Annotated in this window: 17 protein-coding genes; 2 read left to right on the forward strand and 15 right to left on the reverse strand. The window is 54.9% G+C overall.

Features of this window, described 5'->3' with window-relative positions; genetic code table 11:
• Window positions 1-72 precede the first annotated feature (72 nt).
• The 11 genes from CQ019_RS06275 to coaD all read right to left on the reverse strand — a co-directional run bounded on the left by CQ019_RS06275 (window position 73) and on the right by coaD (window position 13,479).
• Window positions 73-3,579 carry a CDP-glycerol glycerophosphotransferase family protein gene (locus CQ019_RS06275; protein WP_105569197.1) on the reverse strand — a complete coding sequence of 1,169 codons (3,507 nt, stop codon included), beginning with the start codon at window positions 3,577-3,579 and terminating at the stop codon, window positions 73-75.
• A gap of 773 nt (window positions 3,580-4,352) precedes the next feature.
• Window positions 4,353-5,279 carry a CDP-glycerol glycerophosphotransferase family protein gene (locus CQ019_RS06280; protein ID WP_181148277.1) on the reverse strand — a complete coding sequence of 309 codons (927 nt, stop codon included), beginning with the start codon at window positions 5,277-5,279 and terminating at the stop codon, window positions 4,353-4,355.
• A 390-nt stretch (window positions 5,280-5,669) separates the two neighbouring features.
• Window positions 5,670-6,131 carry an adenylyltransferase/cytidyltransferase family protein gene (locus tag CQ019_RS06285; protein ID WP_105554586.1) on the reverse strand — a complete coding sequence of 154 codons (462 nt, stop codon included), beginning with the start codon at window positions 6,129-6,131 and terminating at the stop codon, window positions 5,670-5,672.
• A gap of 66 nt (window positions 6,132-6,197) precedes the next feature.
• Window positions 6,198-7,088: a glycosyltransferase family 2 protein gene (locus CQ019_RS06290; protein WP_105554585.1), complete on the reverse strand. Its 891-nt coding sequence runs from the start codon at window positions 7,086-7,088 to the stop codon at window positions 6,198-6,200.
• An 18-nt stretch (window positions 7,089-7,106) separates the two neighbouring features.
• Window positions 7,107-7,931, reverse strand: a complete 825-nt coding sequence (locus CQ019_RS06295) for a CDP-alcohol phosphatidyltransferase family protein (RefSeq protein ID WP_105554584.1) — start codon at window positions 7,929-7,931, stop codon at window positions 7,107-7,109.
• On the reverse strand, window positions 7,928-8,965 hold the full coding sequence (locus CQ019_RS06300; protein WP_105554583.1) for a glycosyltransferase family 2 protein: 1,038 nt from the start codon (window positions 8,963-8,965) through the stop codon (window positions 7,928-7,930). Before CQ019_RS06300 ends, CQ019_RS06295 begins: the two co-directional genes overlap by 4 nt.
• An 8-nt stretch (window positions 8,966-8,973) precedes the next feature.
• Window positions 8,974-9,702, reverse strand: coding sequence for an ABC transporter ATP-binding protein (locus tag CQ019_RS06305; RefSeq protein WP_105554637.1), 729 nt, complete (start codon window positions 9,700-9,702; stop codon window positions 8,974-8,976).
• A gap of 148 nt (window positions 9,703-9,850) precedes the next feature.
• A complete protein-coding gene (locus CQ019_RS06310; RefSeq protein WP_105569199.1) occupies window positions 9,851-10,699 on the reverse strand; it encodes an ABC transporter permease in 849 nt (282 codons plus the stop codon).
• Window positions 10,700-10,843: 144 nt separating this feature from the next.
• Window positions 10,844-11,905: an LCP family protein gene (locus tag CQ019_RS06315; RefSeq protein WP_105554581.1), complete on the reverse strand. Its 1,062-nt coding sequence runs from the start codon at window positions 11,903-11,905 to the stop codon at window positions 10,844-10,846.
• 120 nt (window positions 11,906-12,025) lie between these two features.
• Window positions 12,026-12,928: a UTP--glucose-1-phosphate uridylyltransferase GalU gene (gene galU / locus CQ019_RS06320; protein WP_105569200.1), complete on the reverse strand. Its 903-nt coding sequence runs from the start codon at window positions 12,926-12,928 to the stop codon at window positions 12,026-12,028.
• Window positions 12,929-13,005: 77 nt separating this feature from the next.
• Window positions 13,006-13,479, reverse strand: a complete 474-nt coding sequence (gene coaD / locus CQ019_RS06325; protein ID WP_105569201.1) for a pantetheine-phosphate adenylyltransferase — start codon at window positions 13,477-13,479, stop codon at window positions 13,006-13,008.
• 113 nt (window positions 13,480-13,592) lie between these two features.
• Between coaD and CQ019_RS06330 the strand changes: the two genes are divergently transcribed.
• On the forward strand, window positions 13,593-14,804 hold the full coding sequence (locus CQ019_RS06330; RefSeq protein WP_105569202.1) for an aminotransferase class I/II-fold pyridoxal phosphate-dependent enzyme: 1,212 nt from the start codon (window positions 13,593-13,595) through the stop codon (window positions 14,802-14,804).
• Window positions 14,801-15,583, forward strand: a complete 783-nt coding sequence (locus CQ019_RS06335) for a spermidine synthase (RefSeq protein ID WP_105569203.1) — start codon at window positions 14,801-14,803, stop codon at window positions 15,581-15,583. Before CQ019_RS06330 ends, CQ019_RS06335 begins: the two co-directional genes overlap by 4 nt.
• Here CQ019_RS06335 and rsmD read toward each other — a convergent pair.
• From rsmD to CQ019_RS06355, 4 genes are read right to left on the reverse strand one after another with little or no spacing between them, the layout of a single operon-like run.
• Window positions 15,554-16,144, reverse strand: coding sequence for a 16S rRNA (guanine(966)-N(2))-methyltransferase RsmD (gene rsmD / locus CQ019_RS06340; RefSeq protein ID WP_105569204.1), 591 nt, complete (start codon window positions 16,142-16,144; stop codon window positions 15,554-15,556). The two genes, CQ019_RS06335 and rsmD, sit on opposite strands and share 30 nt — an antisense overlap.
• A 29-nt stretch (window positions 16,145-16,173) precedes the next feature.
• Window positions 16,174-18,345, reverse strand: a complete 2,172-nt coding sequence (recG, locus tag CQ019_RS06345; RefSeq protein ID WP_258134057.1) for an ATP-dependent DNA helicase RecG — start codon at window positions 18,343-18,345, stop codon at window positions 16,174-16,176.
• 7 nt (window positions 18,346-18,352) lie between these two features.
• Window positions 18,353-19,318: a DAK2 domain-containing protein gene (locus CQ019_RS06350; RefSeq protein WP_181148279.1), complete on the reverse strand. Its 966-nt coding sequence runs from the start codon at window positions 19,316-19,318 to the stop codon at window positions 18,353-18,355.
• A gap of 22 nt (window positions 19,319-19,340) precedes the next feature.
• Complete coding sequence (locus CQ019_RS06355; protein ID WP_096287104.1) at window positions 19,341-20,387, reverse strand: LCP family protein; 1,047 nt, start codon at window positions 20,385-20,387, stop codon at window positions 19,341-19,343.
• Between the last annotated feature and the right edge of the window lie 53 nt (window positions 20,388-20,440).

The following is a 20,440-nucleotide window of genomic DNA, read 5'->3' on the forward strand; positions in this document are numbered from 1 at the left end:
CAGCCGTGTTGGCTGCCATCCGAAGTAAAGCCCGGCATCGATAGATCGATGCCGGGCTTTACTGGCTAGCTGTCAGCTGCGTGGGAAGAAGCGTTCAACGACGCGCCGTGAGGCTGATCCGTCGTCGTGTGGCGCGAAACGGGCAATGAAGCTCTCACGGTCCGCTCCCCCAATGTCCTTGCCATCCAGAGCTCGCTGCACCGTATCCCACAGCTCCGTTTCGGTCTCGACAATCGGACCAGGCATTTCCTTCTGGTAGTCCAGATAGAACCCGCGGAGGTTATCCCGATAATTTTCCAAGTCATAGGCGTAGAAAACGATCGGTCGGCACAGCAGGGAATAGTCGAAGAACACCGAAGAATAGTCCGTGATCAGAACGTCTGCCGCCAGGTATAGCTCCTGGATGTCCGCGTAGCTCGAGACATCCATGATCCGCGTTTGGAGCTCTTCCGGAATGCTGATCGCGTTGGAGACGAGCACGTGCATGCGCAGCAGCAGCACGGTGTCCGCACCGAAGCGCCGGTCAAATTCCTCCAGGTCCATGGGAAGTTCGAAGCGGAATCGCCCGCGGCCCGTTCCTGCGTCATCCCGGAAGGTGGGCGCATAGAGGATGGTTTGCACTCCCGGTGCAAGACCGAGCCCTTCACGAATTTTTGCCTCCCTGGCTGGTGCGTCGCTGGACATGAGGATGTCGTTGCGCGGATAGCCAAGTTCGGCGGCAATCCCTGAGAAAGAATACGCCGATTTCATGATCTCAGTGGTGTACTGCGACGGCGAGATGAGGTGGGACCACTGCTTGGTGGCATTGAGTACACGCTGGACGTAGCCCTCATCACGGCCATGGATCTCTTCGATGTCCAGGGCCATATGCTTCAGCGGCGTTCCGTGCCAGGTCTGCAAGAAGATGCCATCCTTGCGACGGCGCAGGTAGTGCGGGAAGCTCTGGTTGCTCACCCAGTATTTAGCCCTCGCCAAGTACCAGAAGTACTCGGGAGAGAGCCGTTTGATGGTGATCGTGTTGGCGTCTGTGAAGCGATGCGCACCCGAATAGATCCAGACCTTTTTACGGGTATCGCCGCTGCGAACCAGTTCCTCATAGATGTACCGCGGAGAGTCGCCGTATTGCTTGCCCAGTCCCGACTCGAAAACAATCAGGTTATCGTCGGCCGGTGTGCGCGACACCGCCTTGAACAGGGCGCGCATGACCGAGAAGTAGCGCTTGTCCTTCCGGAATCGGCGCATGAGCTTTTCGGGCAGTTCAGCCTTCCATCCGTCCTGTGCACGGCGGCGCAACGCGGCCTGCTCGATCTCAGCGGTAACTCGCTGGCTGTTGTGTTGGTCCCGGTGGGTCATGAAGGCATCTGCACGCAGGACGTATTCGGCCTCCATGGCCTTGTCACGGTCCATCGTCTGCGCAAGATCCTGCAGGAGGGTCGCGCTGTCAAACGCGATACGCCCCGGCAGCTCGGCATCCAGGTCAAGATGCGAGCCTTGCTTGCCAAGGAAGCGCGCACGGTCGAATTGGAAGTAGTGCACCGGTTTGTGCAGGAAGCTGAAGTCGAAAGCCACCGAGGAGTAGTCGGTAACCATCACCGCAGCGGTTTTGATCAGTTCCTGGACATCGACTTCGCCCTGAACGATCAGTCGCGCGGGAGTATCCTTGAAATGCTCGCGGAAGTGCTGCATATTCGGGTGCAGGCTGAAGACAACCTCCAGCGAATGCTCGGCAGCCAATGCCGCGAGTTCCGGAGACGAGAGCAGATCCTTCCACTGCTGCAGGTACTCTGATTCGAGGAATGCTTCCTCGTTCTGCAGCCAGTCCCGCCAGGTGGGAATGATCAGCAGCATGTTCTGGTTGGTTGGAATATCACCGGCAAGCAGGGAGTCGAACCTCGACAGGCCCGTGACTTTGACATCTTCGGAGGAATACAGGAAGTCCGAGACGATGTATTGCTTTTCGCGTTCGGAGGACACCATGAACAAGTCCGTGGTGAAGCCCGGGGAGTTCTTTCCGTAGTTGGGCACCATCCATTTGGTGCCCATGACACCGTGCTGGAGGAAGACTCGGGTTGCGCGGGTCCGGGAGGAGAAGCTTTGGTGACGGGTGGGGTACAGATAGTCCGCATGATGGGTGCCGACAAATCGGGATGCCCTAATGGCCAACTCGAAGTGCTCTTTGCTGCCATGGAAAACAACATGGTCCATCGAGTCGAAATTGCGCAGATCCGGGGCATTCTCGTCAATGACATAGTAGGCATCGATGTCCTTGCGCTCGGCACGCAAATAGCGGAACAGGTGCAGCCCATTGTCCTGAGCTTTGTAGGACAGTTCTCCGACAATCCAGATGGGCTTGCGCCCCGCCTCAAGAATCGGGAAATTCCGCGCCTTTGAATCGGTCAGGACCGCGAAGGCCTCCTTGTCGAAGACTTCAAGAGTCAACGACGTGGATTTGGCCTTGAAGGTGAAGTACGGCGAGATTGCCAGCGTCTGGTTCCCCACCTGTACCGCACCGGCACGGGTGGTTGAACGGACCACGAATGGGGTTCTGGTGACACGGATGCGACGTGGTTCATCGCTTCCGTGGGCGGTGACCATCAAGTAGACATCGTAGTTATCGCCCCGGTCGATCGCTGACCAGTCCTCTTTGGCGAAGTCCAAGGAAGTCTTCCAGGAGTACGTAGCCTTGCCAAACCGGCGGTCCGCAAGAGCATCGTCCAAGGCCAGGTCCACGGGCGACTCGAAAACCAGTTGGGAACGGCGCCCGACAATGCTCAAGTGCGCCCCGGTCAGCCGATCGGTTTGCGTGTCAAGAATCCCGGCGAGGCTGAAGACTCCCTCTTGGACTTGCGTCTTGTCGGTTCGAATGCGGTAGGAGTGCGAAACATCGCGGTTCAGCCCAATGGAGACCTCGGCGCGTTTGTTCACGTAGACACCGGCGCTGCGTTCGCCGGCATGGAAGTGGGCGGCACTGCGCAGTTCGGTCTTTTCGAACCTGCCCATAATGCGGTGAGCGATCACCGGACCTTCGAGGACCAGAGCCTCCTCGGCAATGAGAGCGTTGACTTCCTTGCGGCGCATCAGCTCGCCATTGGGTTCTAGCTGTACCCAGGCGATCCCGGTGGGCAAGTCCTCAAAGGGGCAGTTGAAGCTGAATGCCAAGCGTACGGTGCCGGCGGGAAGTCCCTCGTCCTCCACTGCAGCCTCTTCGGATACCGCAATCTCGTCATCATCCGGGACGGCATTCTCCGCATCTGCAGCTTTCTGGGCGCGGTAGTCTTCCCACGCTTCGAGCAGTGCTGCTAGCTCGATCTTTGCTTTGGCAGTGAACCGCCCGGTGTCCGCCCGCTCCACGTTATCCGTGTCCGCGCTGAACACGAGGGTCCGGCCGTGCAGCACCGAGACGCCGGAGGGAGCGTAATTCAGCTCCGCGTCCACGAGCAGGGCACCGTCGTGTGACTCCAGGCCTAGCGTGTGATGACCAGCGTAATAGCGGAATGACTTCCTTTTCAGCCGCTGGCCGCGGACATCGCTGACGAGCGACTGGACCAGCGATTGTGCGGAAAGCTTCTTAAGAACCACTGACGATATTCCTTAAAATTGTGCGTCACTAACTTTCAGATTCTGGCGTTGCAGCCGCAATCTACTTTTCGAACGAATGACGAGAGCGGAAAACGACTGCGCTTGGCATTTTCACCACGCGCGTTCTTTGGCGAATGTCCGTTGGCTGCCGAATCTCGTTCAAGCGGAACATTCGCGGCAGGCTACGCCGGGCGAGCTGAAGCGACCGCGCTGAAAGACTTCGACAACCTATATCTGAATGAGCGTAGTCGAGTACCATGGGATATCCCTGACCGGTCCGTAAAGCTAATCGGTACGGAAGTGAACACCTAAGCGGAATATCTCCGGAATTGCGAATCCATTTGCGAGAGCCCCCGTCCCCAGTTGTGCAGGTTGCGTTCGAGCCAGGCTCAGCTGTTGGGAAGGAGGACATCCCTGGTAATTGAAACGCCGTCTCCAACGGGTGCCCTGACTCTTGATTCGTGGCATAGCGTGCGAAATTCCCATCCCAGAAATAGCCACGTCCATTCCGGTCGCCAACAGCATTTTCGTTTTCCAGGCTTTTTGGAGCTTTGGACGACGCTCCCGGCAAGGGACCGGCAAGTTCGGACGCAAGAGTCTCTTGGAACAGTGGCGTCGGCAGCATCCCATTTGGTGCGCCACGCCATCGAGCGAGATCCACGAATTTTCCCATTTCTTAGTCAGCATAGAGGTTCGTAACTAGTCTATGGACTGAGGAAACCAGAGAAGCGCGAATTGACGTGCGTCGATCCCTAGAATTCGCTGGCAATCTCCTAGCGATGCCACTGCCGAATGCCGCTAAGCTTCTGCGCCCGTTCCATAATCAGCTGCTCGATGACCTGCTCAAAGCGTAGCGTTGATTCACCACGGTCCAGTTCCCCGAAGTAGAAACGACGCATATCCTCTCGTGCTTCTTGAAGCTGGTTGTTGATTAACGCAGTTTCAAGAAGCTCAGCAGCATTCCCGATCGTGCTCGCGTCTACGACTTGACATGCCTGGGAGACCGGAGCGTCCCGCTGGAGGTTCACCTGGTTGGTCCTCCGATCCGAAAGCACCAACGGTTTCGCAGGGTGCAGGTACAGGAAATCCAATGCCACGCTAGACACATCGGTAATCAACGCATCCGTGGCACCAAACATTGAAAGGATATTCCCTTCCAAACACACCAAGTGCTTGGCCCCGAGGGCATTCGCCGTTTCCAGTTTGGCCACGATGTTCTCGTGCGCCCTTGCCACGGCCCGATCGATACTTCCTTGTACGCGCGGATGCGGCTTATAGATGACTCGCAAATTTGGGTTCGCTAAGAGAGCGTCAACAATTTCTTCACCGTAAAGATCTATTGAGGTGTAGTTATTGTCGTCGTTCTCGCCCTCCCAAGTTGGCGCGTACATTACATCCATCTGCAAACTTGGTTCTAGCTCGGGCTCAAACTCGATGTCCAACTGCGGGCGGCCAGTAATGACAAGTTTGTCGAAATCGAAATCAACAAGCATTGATTCATGACGTTTAATCGCGGCGGGGCCAGCCACAAAGACCTTGTCGTAGGCCTTCGCCCGATTGGAAACCATAGACAGCTTGTCGCTCTCGCCGTGGTTTACGTGCACGTGAACCAAGCGCGGATGTTCGATTGACTGGAAGTTCATGTACGAGTTATTGACGTAAATAATGAGCTTTAGATCATTGTCGTCGTAGAAATCCATGAGATCTGAGTATCGCCGGATGTACACCTTCGGCAAAGACGTACGCTTGGACGCTGCCCGAAATGCACTTAGCGTACGAAAGACCAGAAGCACTTCTTGCTTCTGGTGGAGTTTCTCTAACACAGGTAGCCATTGAGCCACTTGATAGATCTTGCTCGAGGCATCCCCGAAATACATTGCGACTCGACCGGGAACAGGTACATCAGCTATGCCAACGCGGGGACCGCCTTGGGCCACTGGGTTGAGCAGCTTCGTCGCGGTTCGCACGGCTGGCTGACGCCCGATAGCCCTCAGAGCGTTTTTTACGACGGACTTTGCAATTTCAGGAAAGTGATCTGTAGGCAAGGTTAACTTTCTGAGGGTAGGGAACGAGGCGCGTACTCAAGATTGCTAACTAAGCTCTTTGACAATCTGGCTCAAGGAATCAAGCGTATTCTTCAACGACTCGACGTGCCTTTCATCGAATTCGCTCAATACGCGTTTCATCTCGGTAGTCGAGATGCCGGCGGTGCGCGGCAAGTAGACTACTTCAACTTCGTCGCCCAGGTCATCAAATTTGCCCTTCCAATCTTCGCCGATGCCAAAGACCTTCGCGTCATATTTTTTGATGTCCAAGCGCTTCTGCTCCCAGTTCTCTTCCGGGATCGCCAAGTCTACATACTTGATGGCTTGGACGATTTCTAGACGCTGCGCAAACGGAACAACAGGCTTCTTGCCCTTGATCGCATTGAACTCGTCTGTTGATACGCCGACTACGAGCCGGTCACCCTTTTCCTTCAGGCGCTTGAGAATATTCAGGTGTCCAATATGGAACAAGTCGAAGGTTCCGTAAGTAAGAACTGTTTTAGCCATGTTTACCTCCGCGCCATTTAGCTGGTGCATAGTTAGAGTGGCGAGCTCTGTCGCTCGCCATAAGTCTTAAAGTACTGGTGGTCTTCCTGCCATAGTCATTCTAAGCACGGTTGACCATCTAAGCTTAGGCCGGGGTTCTCGATGCCATGGGCTTCCACGCCAGCCAGCGCGCCAACCAGCGACATATTGACTGACAGCAGAACGATTTTTCCGCATCCTGAGGCACTCTACCAAGAGCCATGAAGTTGGATAGATCCAGCACAAGGGAGCCGGCAGATTACGACGTGCCAGCCAAACCCTGTTCCGTGCGTTTAGCCGGTAGAACTCATCATGGCGACGCGGGTCCACGACCGGATGGCCGATCCTCATGTCTCCGGCATACCAAACATAATGTCCGGTGTCCCAGATACGCCAAGCAAGTTCAATTCCCTCATGCGCATACCAAAAACCTGCGGCCCAGCCGCCTGTTTGGTCAAACAAGGCACGTGGGCTGACCAAACAGGTCTCCCCCACGTGGAAAACCTTGCTCGGTTCTTCTGCCGTGCGCTTATTCAGGCGAGGTATCCAACGGGTGGGATCATTCTCGAAAGATTTCGGATCGGTAATGCGCGGCTGCAGCAAGCCCATCTTCGGATAGCTCTTGAAACGCTCGACTGAGGTAATCAAGAAATCATCGTCAAGGAACCAAGAGTCATCATCTAGAAAGCAGAGGAACTCGCCTTCTACTAGACCCACACCAGCATTGCGGCCCGCAGGAATTCCTAGATTCTCCTGAAGGAAATGCGTCTTTATGGAGGCAGGGATATCAACAGGATCCCAACCATTGCCAACGACCACGGCATCAATCTGTACAGACTCCTGCGCGAGCAGGGAGTCCAAAGCGCGCCGCAACTCTGCGGGGCGGTTTCCCATGGTCAGCACTACGACACCGACGCGAGGCAATTCCTTTTCAGACATCTTCCTCCTCCCTTCGAACTAACTGGCTTTAAGCCGTGTCGAAGCCATGTTCGCAATGAAATGACCAACGTTAACCAGGACGGTTGCAGGCAAGAGAATCCAAATCATCCATTTCTCGGCAACTCCAGGAATACCTACCAGAGCAGAGATGATTGAGCAGGCCAAAATTACCAAGCTGAGCTCCACCGCGTGAAGCATCCGGTGGAAGGGCAAGAAGCGGGCCAGCGAACGCAAGCGGCCCACGAGGGATGTCACCGGAATTGAACGCGCATCTGCGGTATCTGGAAGTTTAGCCAGTCCAGCCATGCTCCGGGCGGCATGCACCATCAGTGACTGGGACCTGTTCAATACCAGCAACACAGCCAGGCACCCGGCCATGAACAACGTTGGCCAGGCTTGAGCTGCATTCGCTCCGGCTGCCGAGAGTTCTAGGAAAACGCGATATCCCAGGGCAATAGGTATCAGGGCTTCGGTCGTATGGTGACCGACCATGTCGATAAAAATGCCACGTGGTGACTGCGTACCACGCCACCGAGCCACTTCTCCGTCCGAGCAATCAAAGTAGAGCTGGACTTGCGATAGAACCACAGCGAGAATCGGGCCCCAGATCCCCGGGATCAGCAGTGCCAGGGACATGCACCAACCGGCAAGAATCATCAACCCGGTAACGCCGTTGGCCGAGATTCGGGTGCGGACCAACACCGCGGTCAGATAGATCGAGATATGGCGCAGGTACAGCTCAGCCGTCCAGTGCTCCGCGTTCTTGCGCGCGCGGACTTCAGGGGGTTGGCAAACGGCCCGCAGCTCTTCTAGCGTGGGCCGAGCCGGGCGTTCGGCGATCATTTGATTCGCCCTTTGTCGAGAGTGCTTCCTGCTCCCATTGCGCGGCCCTTGATATAGCCGGCGGCCCATGGAAGGTGGATGGCCGGGAAGGTGGCTGCGGTAAGCAGCTTTTCTTTCAGGCCTTCTCCCTTGGCCCGGAAGCCGGCGAGCAAAGTGCACGCGCCGTAGAGAACCGGAATCGATTTACTGAGCGTCAGCAGGATATTGACTGACTTCGGAAGTCTTTCACCGGCCAACGGCTGAATTACTGCTGAAGCTATCCCCGCGCTAATCCCGGCAAGGAGCAATGGTGGAAGGTCATGGCGCAACGACTTGCCCTCTGGGAAACGACGCGCAATTTCCCCGCGCCAAGTTCCGGAGGCAAATGACTGTTTAATCAGGGACGGGAAGTTGTCTCTCGGGTAATAGCCAACCTTGAGCTCCGGATCAAACCAGACCTTATGCCCCGCCTGGCGGATCCGGAGGCATAGCTCCCAGTCTTGGGCACGCCACATGTTTTCGTCGAAATAGCCCACTTCTTCAAAAACTTCGCGACGGAAGATACCTAGGTATGCCGACTCCGCTTCGCCCTCGGGTGCGCCTGAATGATATGCAGGTCCGCCGAAACCGAACTTGGAGTGATATGCCGCGGCAATCGCCCTCTGGAGGGCCGTGCGCCCACGGGCGTCCATCAGGCCACCCACGTCGTGTGCGCCAACACGATTCAACGTTTCAATGCCCTGCTTCGTGTAGGAAGCGGGCAGCTCGCTATGCGCATCGACGCGAATAACAATCGGATTAGTCGAGTTGCGGATGGCGAGATTCAACGCAATCGGGGTTCGTCCTTGCGGGTTATCAACCAAAGTGATGCGAGAGTCTTGAGCCGCTAGGCGCTGTGCGACAAGATTCGTTTCGTCCGTGCTTGGACCTAGTGCAAGAACAAGCTCCTTGTCACCTTCGTAGTCCTGCGCCAAGATAGAAGCGACGGCCTCGTCGAGGTAATCTGCTTCGTTCAGCACAGGCATTACGTAGGCAACGCCAGGATATTCAGTCATCCGTCCCTTTATTTCTTCTTCTTCAAGTGTGCTTGGTACGCCTTGATAACGGCATCGGGATCGCCGTCCATTTTCTGGACGCCCTTTTCAATCCAGATGCAGCGATTGCAGGTTTCCTTGATCGAGTTCATCGAATGCGAAACGTTGAAGATCGTTCCCGCGTTCTCACGAATTTCGCGGATTTTCGCTTCACTGCGTTTTTTGAACTTCGCGTCACCGACCGCCAAGGCTTCATCAATAATCAAAATGTCGTGCTGCTTCGACGCCGCGATCGCAAATTTAAGTCGCGCGCTCATGCCGGAAGAGTAGGTGCGCATTGGCAAATCGATAAATTCTTCAAGTTCGGCAAACTTGATGATGTCTTCGCGCATCTTCTCGACTTCTTGACGGTTGTAGCCAAGGGCGAGTCCACCAAGAGTAATGTTCTTATCTCCCGAGAGTCCGGGGATAAGAGCAGCGCCGACGCCCAAAAGGCTGGGACGCGATCTTGCAAACACACTTCCGGAAGCAGGAGGAGTCAAGCCCGTAATGGCCTTAAGCAACGTCGACTTACCTGAACCATTTGATCCGATCACGCCAATTGACTCATTCTCATAAGCCACGAAGGAGATCCCCTTCAATGCATGAACCGTTCTAACGCCTCGCATATTCGACTGGAGCAACCGGCGAGCACCTGAAGCTCCCACAGCTTTGCCGCTTGAATACACCTGGTACTTGACGTGGAGATTGTCCACCATGACTACCGGTTGGCGGCTCGAATCGATATTTAGGTTCGGACTCTTAACGTCATCTGCGGACACCACATCGATAAATGAGGTGTCATCTGAAAAAATCCGTTCTGGTTCATAGTCTGGATGCAATTCAGGATTTATTAGGTCATCAAAACTAATCCGCACGGCCGTAACGCTCCTCAGCTTTCCAGAAGTAAATAAGCCCGACCACCAGAGTAGCGATGGCCCAGATGCCCACGACAAGCCACGCGTGTGGATCGTAAGGGCTATTGTCCATAATCATTGCTCTTGCGATCGTCAGAGTTTGGTAAAGCGGGTGATAGTCAAATATGGCAAGCATCCAAGGCCATTGATTGAGGATACGATCGACGCTGAATAGCACGCCTGAGGTATAGAAGAGAACACGTCCGATCAACGGCAATATGTTCGTAAAATCTCGGATGTGAACCGTTATTCGTGCACATATTAGCGCAATACCCATATTGAAAACGCTAAATAGGAGCACCAGTGGAATGATCACAAACCACGTCCATTTTGGAGCGGTTCCTAGGATGAGGGCATAAATGAACATCACACCAAGCATTGGAACAAGAGTCAAGAAATTCTGGGTGACTTGAGCTACAGGAAGTGACAGTCTTGGGAAAGCCAATGATTGTACAAGCGCGGTATTTCCGGTGATCGATTTTGCCCCGCCATTCATCGACGTAGTGAAGAACTCGAAGAGGAACACTCCGATAACCACGAATACAGGGAAATCAGCAGGACGGTTCCCGCCCTGCAAGATGCCAAAGATGAATCCATACATTAGGGCATTGAACGTAGGTTTCAGGACAACCCAAACCATGCCCAGACGGTTACGTTCGTTCTGAGACTGAAGTCGGGCCTTGGCAAGTTCATAAATGAACTCGCGACGACTCCACGTCTGCTTCAGGTAATCGACCAATGACGGTCTTGCCCCTACTCGGTGCAAGCCGTACTTCTCGGCCTCCTCCGCAACTGTCATGTGCAAAATGTCCTCTTGTCGAATGCTAACTACTACTTGAATTCGTAAGCACAGATGATCAAAGTCTAGTTTACGAGTGGTGGTAACACGTGATTTCGCGCTTCGTACGCGAGTGCAATTGCTCCCACTGACGCTTGAGCACGTCTATTCTGGCGGGTACTCAGCCAAATATTCGGCCATCGTATCGGTTTGCAGCGCCTCTGAAATTTGAGCGACTGCTAGTTCGCTGGCAAGTTCGATTGACTGACCATCGGCACTAGTTGAGCTTCCCGCAGTCGGCATCGTGAACATCTCCAGGTTTTCGGTGTCCACATTTTTAAGTTGCATTCCTAAACCAACCATGGTCGCAGCGTCGAATTGCGAGTCGAAAGTGAGGTAGGGCGAAACCTTGTCGACAATATCGTAGAGTTTCACCGGATTGGTGAGCGTATCGTTGGACAGCATCTGATTCACGGCCGCAACGAGGAATGTCCGTTGGTTCTTGACTCGCTGGTAATCACCGTCGCTGAAAGACTTTCGTTCGCGTACGAAACGCAAGGCGCGATCCCCTTCAAGAGTGATCTCTCCTGCTGGGTAGAAGTAGTCGGTGTCATTCGCAGTGAAGGGTATCTCATTGGAAACCGTAACGCCGCCCAAGGCCGTGGAAAGCTCTCGGAAGCCCTCAAAATCAATCATCGCCACGTGATCAACTTTCGTGTCGAATAGACCTTCCACGGTTTGCATCAGCAGCGGTACCCCTCCAAGCGACACCGCAGCGTTGAGCTTGTTCTGGCCATATCCTGGGATATCTACCCACATATCTCTGACCAAAGACATGATGTAAATTTGCTCTCGGTTTTCTGGAATATGCACCAGCATCATGGAGTCACTGCGCTGATTCACAGCACCGTCTAGCGCCGCTGCGTCCGATTGCTCATCATCAGCATGATCTACACCTAGCATCAAGATATTCATGGAGCCATCGTCTGGATCTTTGACGGGTCGCGAACTCTGCTGCTCATCGGTGTAGTCGATGGACAAGGTATTGGTTTTCGAATTGAACTGATGTTGAAGACTAAATAGGTAGAACCCTGCACCCAAGGCTGCAACGACTGCAACCGCAACTACGGATAACAGTACGCCGCGCAGGCGGCGCTTCCGCCGTCGCTCCACACCGTAGCGAGCGCTACGAGACGTAAAGCTTTCACTTGTGTTTTGGGTATTCATTCCTGCAGCTTCTCAAAGAAAATCTAGGGTATGCCCATGTGGCAAGTTCTATGCTCGCTACAGGGGCAAAGAAAAAGACTACTCAAGATAAATGTGATTATCCTGAGTAGCCCCTTACGATTAGTCTTCGAGGTTCGCGACGAACGTCCTTAGCCAGGTCTTCATGCCCGCGCCTAGTTCTTCATTTTCAACGGCCAAAGTAACATTTGCCTGGAGATAGCTCAGCTTGTCACCGGTGTCATAGCGTCGGCCACGGAAGACTACGGCATGCACTCCGGATCCTTCATCGCTGCCCACAGCAAGCTCCTGAAGAGCATCCGTCAGCTGAATTTCACCGCCGCGTCCCGGAGCGGTGTGCTCAAGCACCTCGAAAACCCTGGGGTGAAGCAGGTAACGGCCGATGATTGCCAGATTGCTTGGGGCTTCCTCCACGCTTGGCTTCTCAACCAGGGCGTTAACTTTCACATAGTCCTCGCCCTCGACAGTAGAAACGTCCGCACAGCCGTAGGCACTGATCTGTTCAGGTTCGACCTCCATGAGCGCGATCACCGACCCACCGGTCTTCTGCTGGGTTTCCACCATGAGCGACAACAGTTCATCGCGTGAATCAATTAAGTCGTCGCCCAGCAAAACCGCGAATGGTTCCTGCCCTACGTGCTGCTTTGCGCACAGGACCGCATGCCCGAGGCCTCGCGGATCGCGCTGGCGCACGTAGTGAATATCGCCCAGTTCCGTTGCTTCCTGAACCGAGCGCAATTTCTTCACGTCCCCCTTGGCTTCCAAGGATGCTTCCAAGGAGGGAACCCGATCGAAGTGGTCTTCGAGGGCGCGCTTGCTGCGCCCAGTAATCATCAGCACGTCGTTCAGCCCAGCGTTCACGGCTTCGGCAACGACATACTGGATCGCAGGCTTATCGACTACGGGAAGCATCTCTTTTGGCATTGCCTTCGTTGCTGGCAAAAATCGAGTTCCCAGCCCAGCAGCTGGAATGACTGCCTTCGTAATTTTCGGAGTCAACGCCATTCTGATAATCCCTACTGTTCTCAAAAGGTAATTTAAATCTGATGAAGCAAGCAGTCTTCATCATCCGTGCAAGGTTTCTAGCTCTTTTTTGACAATCGCTTGATCACTGCGCGTGGAAAGTACTCAGCGACATCGCCACCGAGTGCCTGCACTTCTTTGAGCAGTGACGAAGACAAATGAGTAAATCTAGTGTCCGCCTGCAAGAAGACGCTTTCCACGCCGGTGAGGTGGCGGTTCATGGTGGCCATGGGGATCTCATAGGCATAATCCACGGTGCTGCGCAGTCCCTTGACGATAGCTTCGGCGCCTTGCTCCTTGCAGAAATCCGCGAGGAGCCCTTGGCCCATGGGCATTGCGGAAACTCCGCGAAGACCTCCTACGGTCTCTTCAACGATGGCGACTCGTTCGTCTTCGCTAAATCGATACTTCTTGGAGTAGTTCGTCGACACAGCAACGATTACCTCGTCGAAGAGGCTCGCCGCACGGGCAATGATCTCAACATGGCCATTGTGAATGGGATCGAAGGATCCTGGGCATACAGCTCTGCGCATATATTGAATCTATCAACAAACCGCTAATAGTGCGTGATTTTGAACGGGCTGTCACGTAACGATTCATGCGTGTTACCTAACGCCAAATTCCTGAGACGAAGCATAATTGACCTATGACCTATGAATCCAAGCCATGGCGACGTACCGCACGCAGTGCAAACCTGCTGGGACCAACGGGAGAACCCGGGGTCACAATCTTCGAGGAGATTACCGGTCTGGCAAATAAACACCAAGCAATAAACTTGGGTCAAGGTTTCCCCGACACCGAAGGCCCGCTAGGAATTCGCGAATTGGCAGTCAAAGCCATCCATGACGGAGCCAATCAGTACGCTCCAGGCAGCGGCATTCCCGCGTTGCGACAGGCTATCTCGGAGCACCAGAATCGTTTTTATGATTTGATAATTGATCCGGATACACAGGTGGTCGTCTCCACCGGTGCCACGGAAGCTATCGCAGCGACAATTCTGGCATTTGTCGAAGCCGGTGACGAGGTAGTCACTTTTGAGCCTTACTACGACTCCTATGCAGCCATGATTGGGTTAGCAAATGCTACCCACAAGGTAGTGAAACTGCGAGCACCATCATTCGCGCCAAACCTGGAAGAACTCCGGGCTGCCGTCACCGACAAGACTCGACTGATCATTGTCAATAATCCGCATAACCCCACGGGCACGATTTTCGACGAGAGCGTCCTGAACGAAATCATAGCCCTCGCGCATAAGCATGATTGCATCATCATGGCGGATGAAGTCTATGAACATCTCACCTTCGACTCGCCGCATATCCCCATCGCGACTCTTGCCGGCGGTTTTGAACGCACCGTCACGATTTCCTCTGCCGGCAAATCGTTTTCCTTCACCGGCTGGAAAGTTGGGTGGGCATCCGGGCCTCGCGAACTCATCACCGCGGTACGAACGGTCAAGCAGTTCCTTTCGTATTCCTCCGGGCCTGCTTTCCAGCCAGCCGTCGCTGCAGCTCTGGCACTTCCGGATTCATTCTTCAGCAACTTTTCCGCCGATCTCGGTGCGCGAGGTGGACAACTTGCCGACGGCCTGGAAAAAGCGGGAATCCCGGTGATGCGCCCCAAAGGCACCTATTTCTTGGTCGCCGATCTCAATGGACAAGGGATAGCAAGCGCTGTGGACGTTGCGAAGCTAATGCCTGCACGAATCGGCGTGGCCGCAATACCGCTATCGGTTTTTGCGCACCAAGAAAATCAGTCGGAATATGCCTCTCTGCTGCGTTTTGCCTTCTGCAAGAAACCCGAAGTCATCACGCGCGCCGTAGAGCTGCTGCAAAACCTACCCGGAGAGCTCGCTAAATGAGCAATAAACCCGTCAAACGCTGGCTCGGTGGTGTTCAGGCTCATGCAACCATTTATGATGATGCTCTAGTTCCCGGTGCCAAGATTCTCGCCATTGGTGGCGCCGAACAGTCACATGTAAATCTGGCTGATCCGGAACAGATTTTCTATGAATACCTGGCTCGGATTGCCAATCATTTGAGCGTATTGCGCCCCGAGCCAGAACCGTTAAAATTCCTCCATCTGGGTGCCGGAGCACTGACCTTAGCCCGTTGGGGTGCTCTGCGCTATCCAAATAGCACGCACGTTGCCGTTGACATCGAACGCGAACTGCTCGACTTCGTTCAGACGCACCTTCCCTTGCCGAAAGAATGCGATTTGCGGGCGGTTGTGGCCGATGCCCGTGCGGTGCTTTACGAAGAACTGGCAGGTGAGCTCTATGACGTCATTGTCGTCGACATTTTTAGCGGACCGGAGGCTCCGGAGCATCTGACCACCGCAGAGTATTATGCAGAACTTGCAGACTCGCTGGCCGTGGATGGACTGCTCTTCGTGAATATCGGAGATGACCCGCCGTTGGCCTTCACCGATCGCCAGGTGGCGGCCGCACAAACTGCCTTCGGCCACGTACTGCTCAGCTCGACTCCAGAGATGTTTACCCGGCGATTCCCCGGGAACCTCATTCTTACCGCGTCAAATGCCAGGATCGACGAGCCGGCTATCGAAGCTTGCCAAGCCGCAGGCCCTTATCCGTCGGAGATCAAGCATTCTCTAGCCTTGGACCGGTTCGGCAAACCATAGGTGCGTCTCTCCGTATTTCTTATCCGCGATCTTCTCTAGACGCGACGGCCATTGTGGTTCAGGAGAACGGCTGGAACGTTCAACAATAAGGGTCGCGTCCTCGGAAAGAACCTTGGAGACTTTCTCCAAGGTCGCCGAAAGCTCCTGTTCCGTCAACGGGTATGGCGGATCCATGAAGACCAGGTCAAAGGTCTTTCGGGGCAAGGACGTTTCTTCGTCGAAGAAACCTGCGAGTACAGAATCCACCTTGCCTCGTTGGACCGAAGCAATCTGTCTCTTCAAGGCCTCGTTGATTTTTGCTGCGTTCTGCTGGCACACGCTTACAGCTTTTGGCGCCAGCTCCACCAGCAGGACCTGACGCGCGCCACGGCTAGCGGTTTCCAGACCGAGGGCTCCGGAGCCGGCAAAAAGGTCCAGCACCCGTGCCGAAGAAATGACGTTCCAGCTTTCCAGCCGGGAGAACAAAGCCTCTTTGACCCTGTCGGTGGTGGGCCTCGTGGCATCTCCAGGAACCGACTTCAAGGTAGTGCCACCGGCTATGCCGGAGATAATACGGCTCATGTGATGCTGCCACTTTCGAAAGATAGATATTAGTTTTTATTCAAGAATTCGCTGGTGGACTGATCGATCCACGATCCTACAACCGAGGCGAGCTGTGAGTGCTCGGTGGCCCAATTCCCGGATCGCATGAGCAGTTGAACGTCGTCACGGGCCGATTCGATCAAGCCACGATCTTTGATGATACTCAATTCACGCAGTGTTGACCGGCTACCGGACTGTTGAACGCCAAGGATATTCCCTTCCTTGCGTTCGGCAAGGTCCGCTTCGGCTAATTCGAATCCATCCAAAGTCGATTCAATGGTGCGCAGCCTATTGACCGACTGGTGATCGGCATCCAACCAGGTAGTCAGCAGGCAGGTGCCCGGCAATCCTCCACGGCCGACACGACCGCGCAGCTGGTGGAGTTGTGAGATCCCGAATCTTTCGGCGTCCATGATCACCATCAAGGTTGCGTTGTGCACGTCCACACCGACTTCAATCACCGTGGTGGATACCAGGACATCTATCTGCCCGGCTGCAAATTCATCCATGATCTCTTGCTTGTCATAGGAGTCAAGCTGCGAATGCAAAGCTTCCAGACGAACGTCCGTGAACGAAGGCATAGAGGATAGAAGCTCAAACATTGCTTCAACGCTCATGGTTTGGTTGGCCCCGTCTTCGGCGGTGGCTACCAAGATTCCTTGCTCCGCTGCCGTTTCTGAAATTCTCGGACAGACCACATACACCTGATGCCCCTTGGTGACTTCTTCTCGTATCCGTGAGAACAGCCGGTCCCGGTATCCGGTGAGCTGCATGGGAACGATATGCGTGGAGATGGGGGCGCGACCGGCAGGAAGCTTCCTGATGGTGGAGGTGTCCAAGTCGCCGAAGACAGTCATCGCCACCGTCCGTGGAATGGGCGTAGCGGTCATGACAAGGGTGTGAGGTACTGCGTCTTCGCCCTTGGCCCGCAACGCATCACGCTGTTCGACACCGAATCGATGCTGTTCATCGATGACGACTAGGCCGAGCTCGGCAAATCGTACGTGTTCGCCGAGCAGCGCGTGCGTGCCGATGATCAGTCCGGTCTCGCCGCTGGCAATGCCTAACAAGGCTTCCCGGCGTTGAGCCGTTTTGGCGGAACCGGTCAGCAGCGCTACCCCAGTTCCCTCGCCTTCACCGAAGAGGCCTGGTTCAGCTAGGTCCCCCAGCATCTTCTTAATCGAGGAAAAATGCTGCGCGGCGAGGACCTCCGTCGGTGCCAACAGCGCCGCTTGTCCCCCGGCGTCAATGACTTGCAAGATTGCACGGAGGGCAACGACGGTTTTACCCGAACCAACTTCGCCTTGCAGCAATCGGTGCATGGGATGCGCTCTAGCTAGGTCGGCGGTGATCGCAGCCCCGACCTCTAGCTGATCGTCAGTGAGTTCGAAGGGCAATCTTGATTCGAATTTATCGGCGAGCCCGTTTTTGACTTGCGTTCGGGCGATGGCTGGCTGGTTTCCCAGCTTCCGATTTCGTTCGGCAAGCGAAAGCTGCAGCAGAAAGGCCTCTTCGAAGGCGAAGCGCTGCCGGGCAATATACGCCTGTTTGATTTCCCGCGGGCTGTGCCTATCCAGGTAGGCCTTCGCCCGACGCGGATAATGATGCTGCTCGAGGATTGTCTCTGGCAGGAACTCCGGAAGCTGCTCTTCAGTGAACAGTTCCGCGAGCAGGGCCATCAGATCGCGAATTTTCTTATTCGGCATTTTTGCCGAGGCCGGATAGATCGGTATTGGCCGCGGGTCTGCTTGTTCGGCCGTGTCCAGAATTGCGTAATCCGGTTGGCTCAGCTGCAAATGGTCTTGGTACCAGCCCACCTTGCCGCTGAACATCGCAATGGTTCCGATTTGCAGATCATTGCGCGCTTGGTAACCGTTGAAGAAGGTCATCCGCAGTTCTTGCCCATTGCTGGCAAGTTCATCGCTCACCGTCACTTCAAAGATGAAACCACGCCGTGAGTGCATCTGCCGCTGGCTAACGTTGACCACCTGGGCTACTACGGTGACATGTTCGTCAAAGGGCAGCTCGGCAATGGGGGTCAGCTCCCCTACGTCCACATAGCGGCGGGGAAAATGCCAGAGAAACTCTCCAACGGTGATGTACCCGAAGGCCTTCTCTAGGGCTCCAGCATTCTTGGCACCCAGAACCTCGGAGAGCTCGGCAAGCTCAAAAGTCTTCAAACGGACTTCATCCATCATGGGTACACAGATCTGTGACGCTGACGTTCACCGGCTCGCCCTGTTGACGGATGAGGTCTAGCGCAGCCTCTGCTTGGGCAACATGAACGTGGACTCGCCAACGGTAGAATTCTTCGCTGGTCGAATTGACCGGCGACATGATGACCGAATCTCCGACTCGATCCAGTTGGCCACGCAAGGTCGCAGCTCCCAAAGCGTCCAAGGTGATGGTGCACATGACCTCAACACCCTGGGCGTCGTTTTGGATCAGATGCACATGTGGGTCTTGGATATGGTACCCATGGAATCCTTCATAATATTCGAAATCCGTCTCGGTGCCGCGGACGGCAGCGCAAAGCTCATCAAGAATAACCAGCATCCCAACCGCCCCGGCATCGACTACGCCGGCACTTTCAAGGCTGGGCAACTCATTTTCGGTGCCGTGCACGGCCATACGTGCGGCTTGGGATACCTGGCTTAGCACCGAATCCAGCGCTGCACGGCTTTCGGCATCGGTTTTCAGGTGGGCTAGCGTGGATCCGGCTGCCAGCGCGGCGGCACTGATCACCGAGAGCATGGTGCCCTCGACTGGCTCGCTTAGCGCAGACCATGAGCGGACCTTGGCGCGTTCCAGCCCCTTGGCCAGAATGCTGGCATTCAGCCGGTCATGACCCAGCCAAGGTTCGGCTAGGCCGCTGAGGAAGACCGCAAGCAGCGTCCCCGAATTGCCACGCGCCGACTCCATGGCGGCGCGGGCGGCAACTTCCAAAAAGGCGCCGATATCATCGCTTTCCAACTTGCTGACCGCGTCTTGCCCCGCCCGGGCGGTGAGGTACAGGTTGCTACCTGTATCTCCATCCGCCACGGGGAAAACATTGATGGCATTCAGCCGATCGGAATGATTCCCGAGACTCTTCACGCTCCGCTGCAACCATTCACCGATGGCGCGCACGGAGGTATCGAGTTTTTGTGTCATGGGAAATCGGGTCTTTCAGTTCTTAGCGGGAAAGGTCCGTGGTATTCACGAATTCTTCCATCTTGTCTTCCTGCAACGCGGTGCCAAACTTGTCTATGGTTGCCATATCCGGAATGACAATCGACTGACCGTCCGCCGAACGGCCAGGGCCATTGTTCGGGAGCGTAAAGAATGTCATGTCGTTTGGACGCACATTCATCATCGAGGTGGCATAACCGGCCACGGTAGATGCATCCAACGATTCATCAACCGCGATAAATGGTGCCATCTCGCTGACCACGCTGTTAAGCTTAGCCGGATTGGTCAGGGTTTCCTTAGACATAATCTGCCCAAGCATTGCTTTGACAAACAGCTGCTGGTTCTTGACTCGTCCATAGTCGCTGCCCGGGAACGATTTGCGTTCACGAACAAAGGCCAAGGCCTGTTCTCCATCAAGGGTCTGGACACCAGCCGGGAAATACATGCCATTGGTAATTGACTGGCGGAAAGCCTGAGGATTGTTAACGGTCACGCCGCCAAGCGCGTCCGTCAATCCCTTGAATCCCTCAAAGTCAATTGATGCTACGTGGTTGATGCGCACCCCGAAGAGGCCCTCTAAGGTCTCAACTGCTTTTGGAACACCTCCGCTGGCAAAAGCACGGTTGATCTTCGCAGTACCGACGCCCGGAATATCCAGCCAGGTATCGCGCATGACCGACGTGACATAAACGCCGTCGCGGTCAGCCGGAATATGCACCAGCATCATCGTGTCCGAACGACCACCATTGGGCAGTGTGCCAAAGTCATCTTCCGCATCATCAACATCACGAGTGGCTCGTGTATCGCTGCCAAGGAGCAGAATGTTTACGGCGTCCTTTGACTCTTCCTTAACTTCTGGACGAGTCTCCTCGGCCGGGAAAGCCTCGGCGATCTTGTCGCTCTTCTCATCGAAGGTGCGACCAAGATTCCATACGTACCCGCCGGCTACCAATCCGGCAATAACGACCAGTGCCAGAATACCGATAAGGATCCCACGCCCCGTACGTTTCTTCTTCGCACGCGGGCGTACAGGCTGTTCTTCAAAGGACATATGCTACCTTTCACAGTTTCAACTCTTTACATCCTATCTTTCAGAAACGAACG

Source organism: Arthrobacter sp. MYb229, from assembly GCF_002975405.1.
Classification (GTDB): domain Bacteria; phylum Actinomycetota; class Actinomycetes; order Actinomycetales; family Micrococcaceae; genus Glutamicibacter.

Coding starts and splice junctions, on each gene's coding strand:
- galU (WP_105569200.1), bottom strand. CDS start 12,928: ATGGCGTTGACTCCGAAAATTACGAAGGCAGTCATTCCAGCTGCTGGG.
- CQ019_RS06290 (WP_105554585.1), bottom strand. CDS start 7,088: ATGTCTGAAAAGGAATTGCCTCGCGTCGGTGTCGTAGTGCTGACCATG.
- rsmD (WP_105569204.1), bottom strand. CDS start 16,144: ATGAGCCGTATTATCTCCGGCATAGCCGGTGGCACTACCTTGAAGTCG.
- CQ019_RS06335 (WP_105569203.1), top strand. CDS start 14,801: ATGAGCAATAAACCCGTCAAACGCTGGCTCGGTGGTGTTCAGGCTCAT.
- CQ019_RS06355 (WP_096287104.1), bottom strand. CDS start 20,387: ATGTCCTTTGAAGAACAGCCTGTACGCCCGCGTGCGAAGAAGAAACGT.
- CQ019_RS06300 (WP_105554583.1), bottom strand. CDS start 8,965: ATGACTGAATATCCTGGCGTTGCCTACGTAATGCCTGTGCTGAACGAA.
- CQ019_RS06305 (WP_105554637.1), bottom strand. CDS start 9,702: ATGGTGGACAATCTCCACGTCAAGTACCAGGTGTATTCAAGCGGCAAA.
- CQ019_RS06350 (WP_181148279.1), bottom strand. CDS start 19,318: ATGACACAAAAACTCGATACCTCCGTGCGCGCCATCGGTGAATGGTTG.
- CQ019_RS06310 (WP_105569199.1), bottom strand. CDS start 10,699: ATGACAGTTGCGGAGGAGGCCGAGAAGTACGGCTTGCACCGAGTAGGG.
- CQ019_RS06285 (WP_105554586.1), bottom strand. CDS start 6,131: ATGGCTAAAACAGTTCTTACTTACGGAACCTTCGACTTGTTCCATATT.
- coaD (WP_105569201.1), bottom strand. CDS start 13,479: ATGCGCAGAGCTGTATGCCCAGGATCCTTCGATCCCATTCACAATGGC.
- CQ019_RS06295 (WP_105554584.1), bottom strand. CDS start 7,931: ATGATCGCCGAACGCCCGGCTCGGCCCACGCTAGAAGAGCTGCGGGCC.
- CQ019_RS06315 (WP_105554581.1), bottom strand. CDS start 11,905: ATGAATACCCAAAACACAAGTGAAAGCTTTACGTCTCGTAGCGCTCGC.
- CQ019_RS06280 (WP_181148277.1), bottom strand. CDS start 5,279: ATGGATTTCTACGACGACAATGATCTAAAGCTCATTATTTACGTCAAT.
- CQ019_RS06330 (WP_105569202.1), top strand. CDS start 13,593: ATGACCTATGAATCCAAGCCATGGCGACGTACCGCACGCAGTGCAAAC.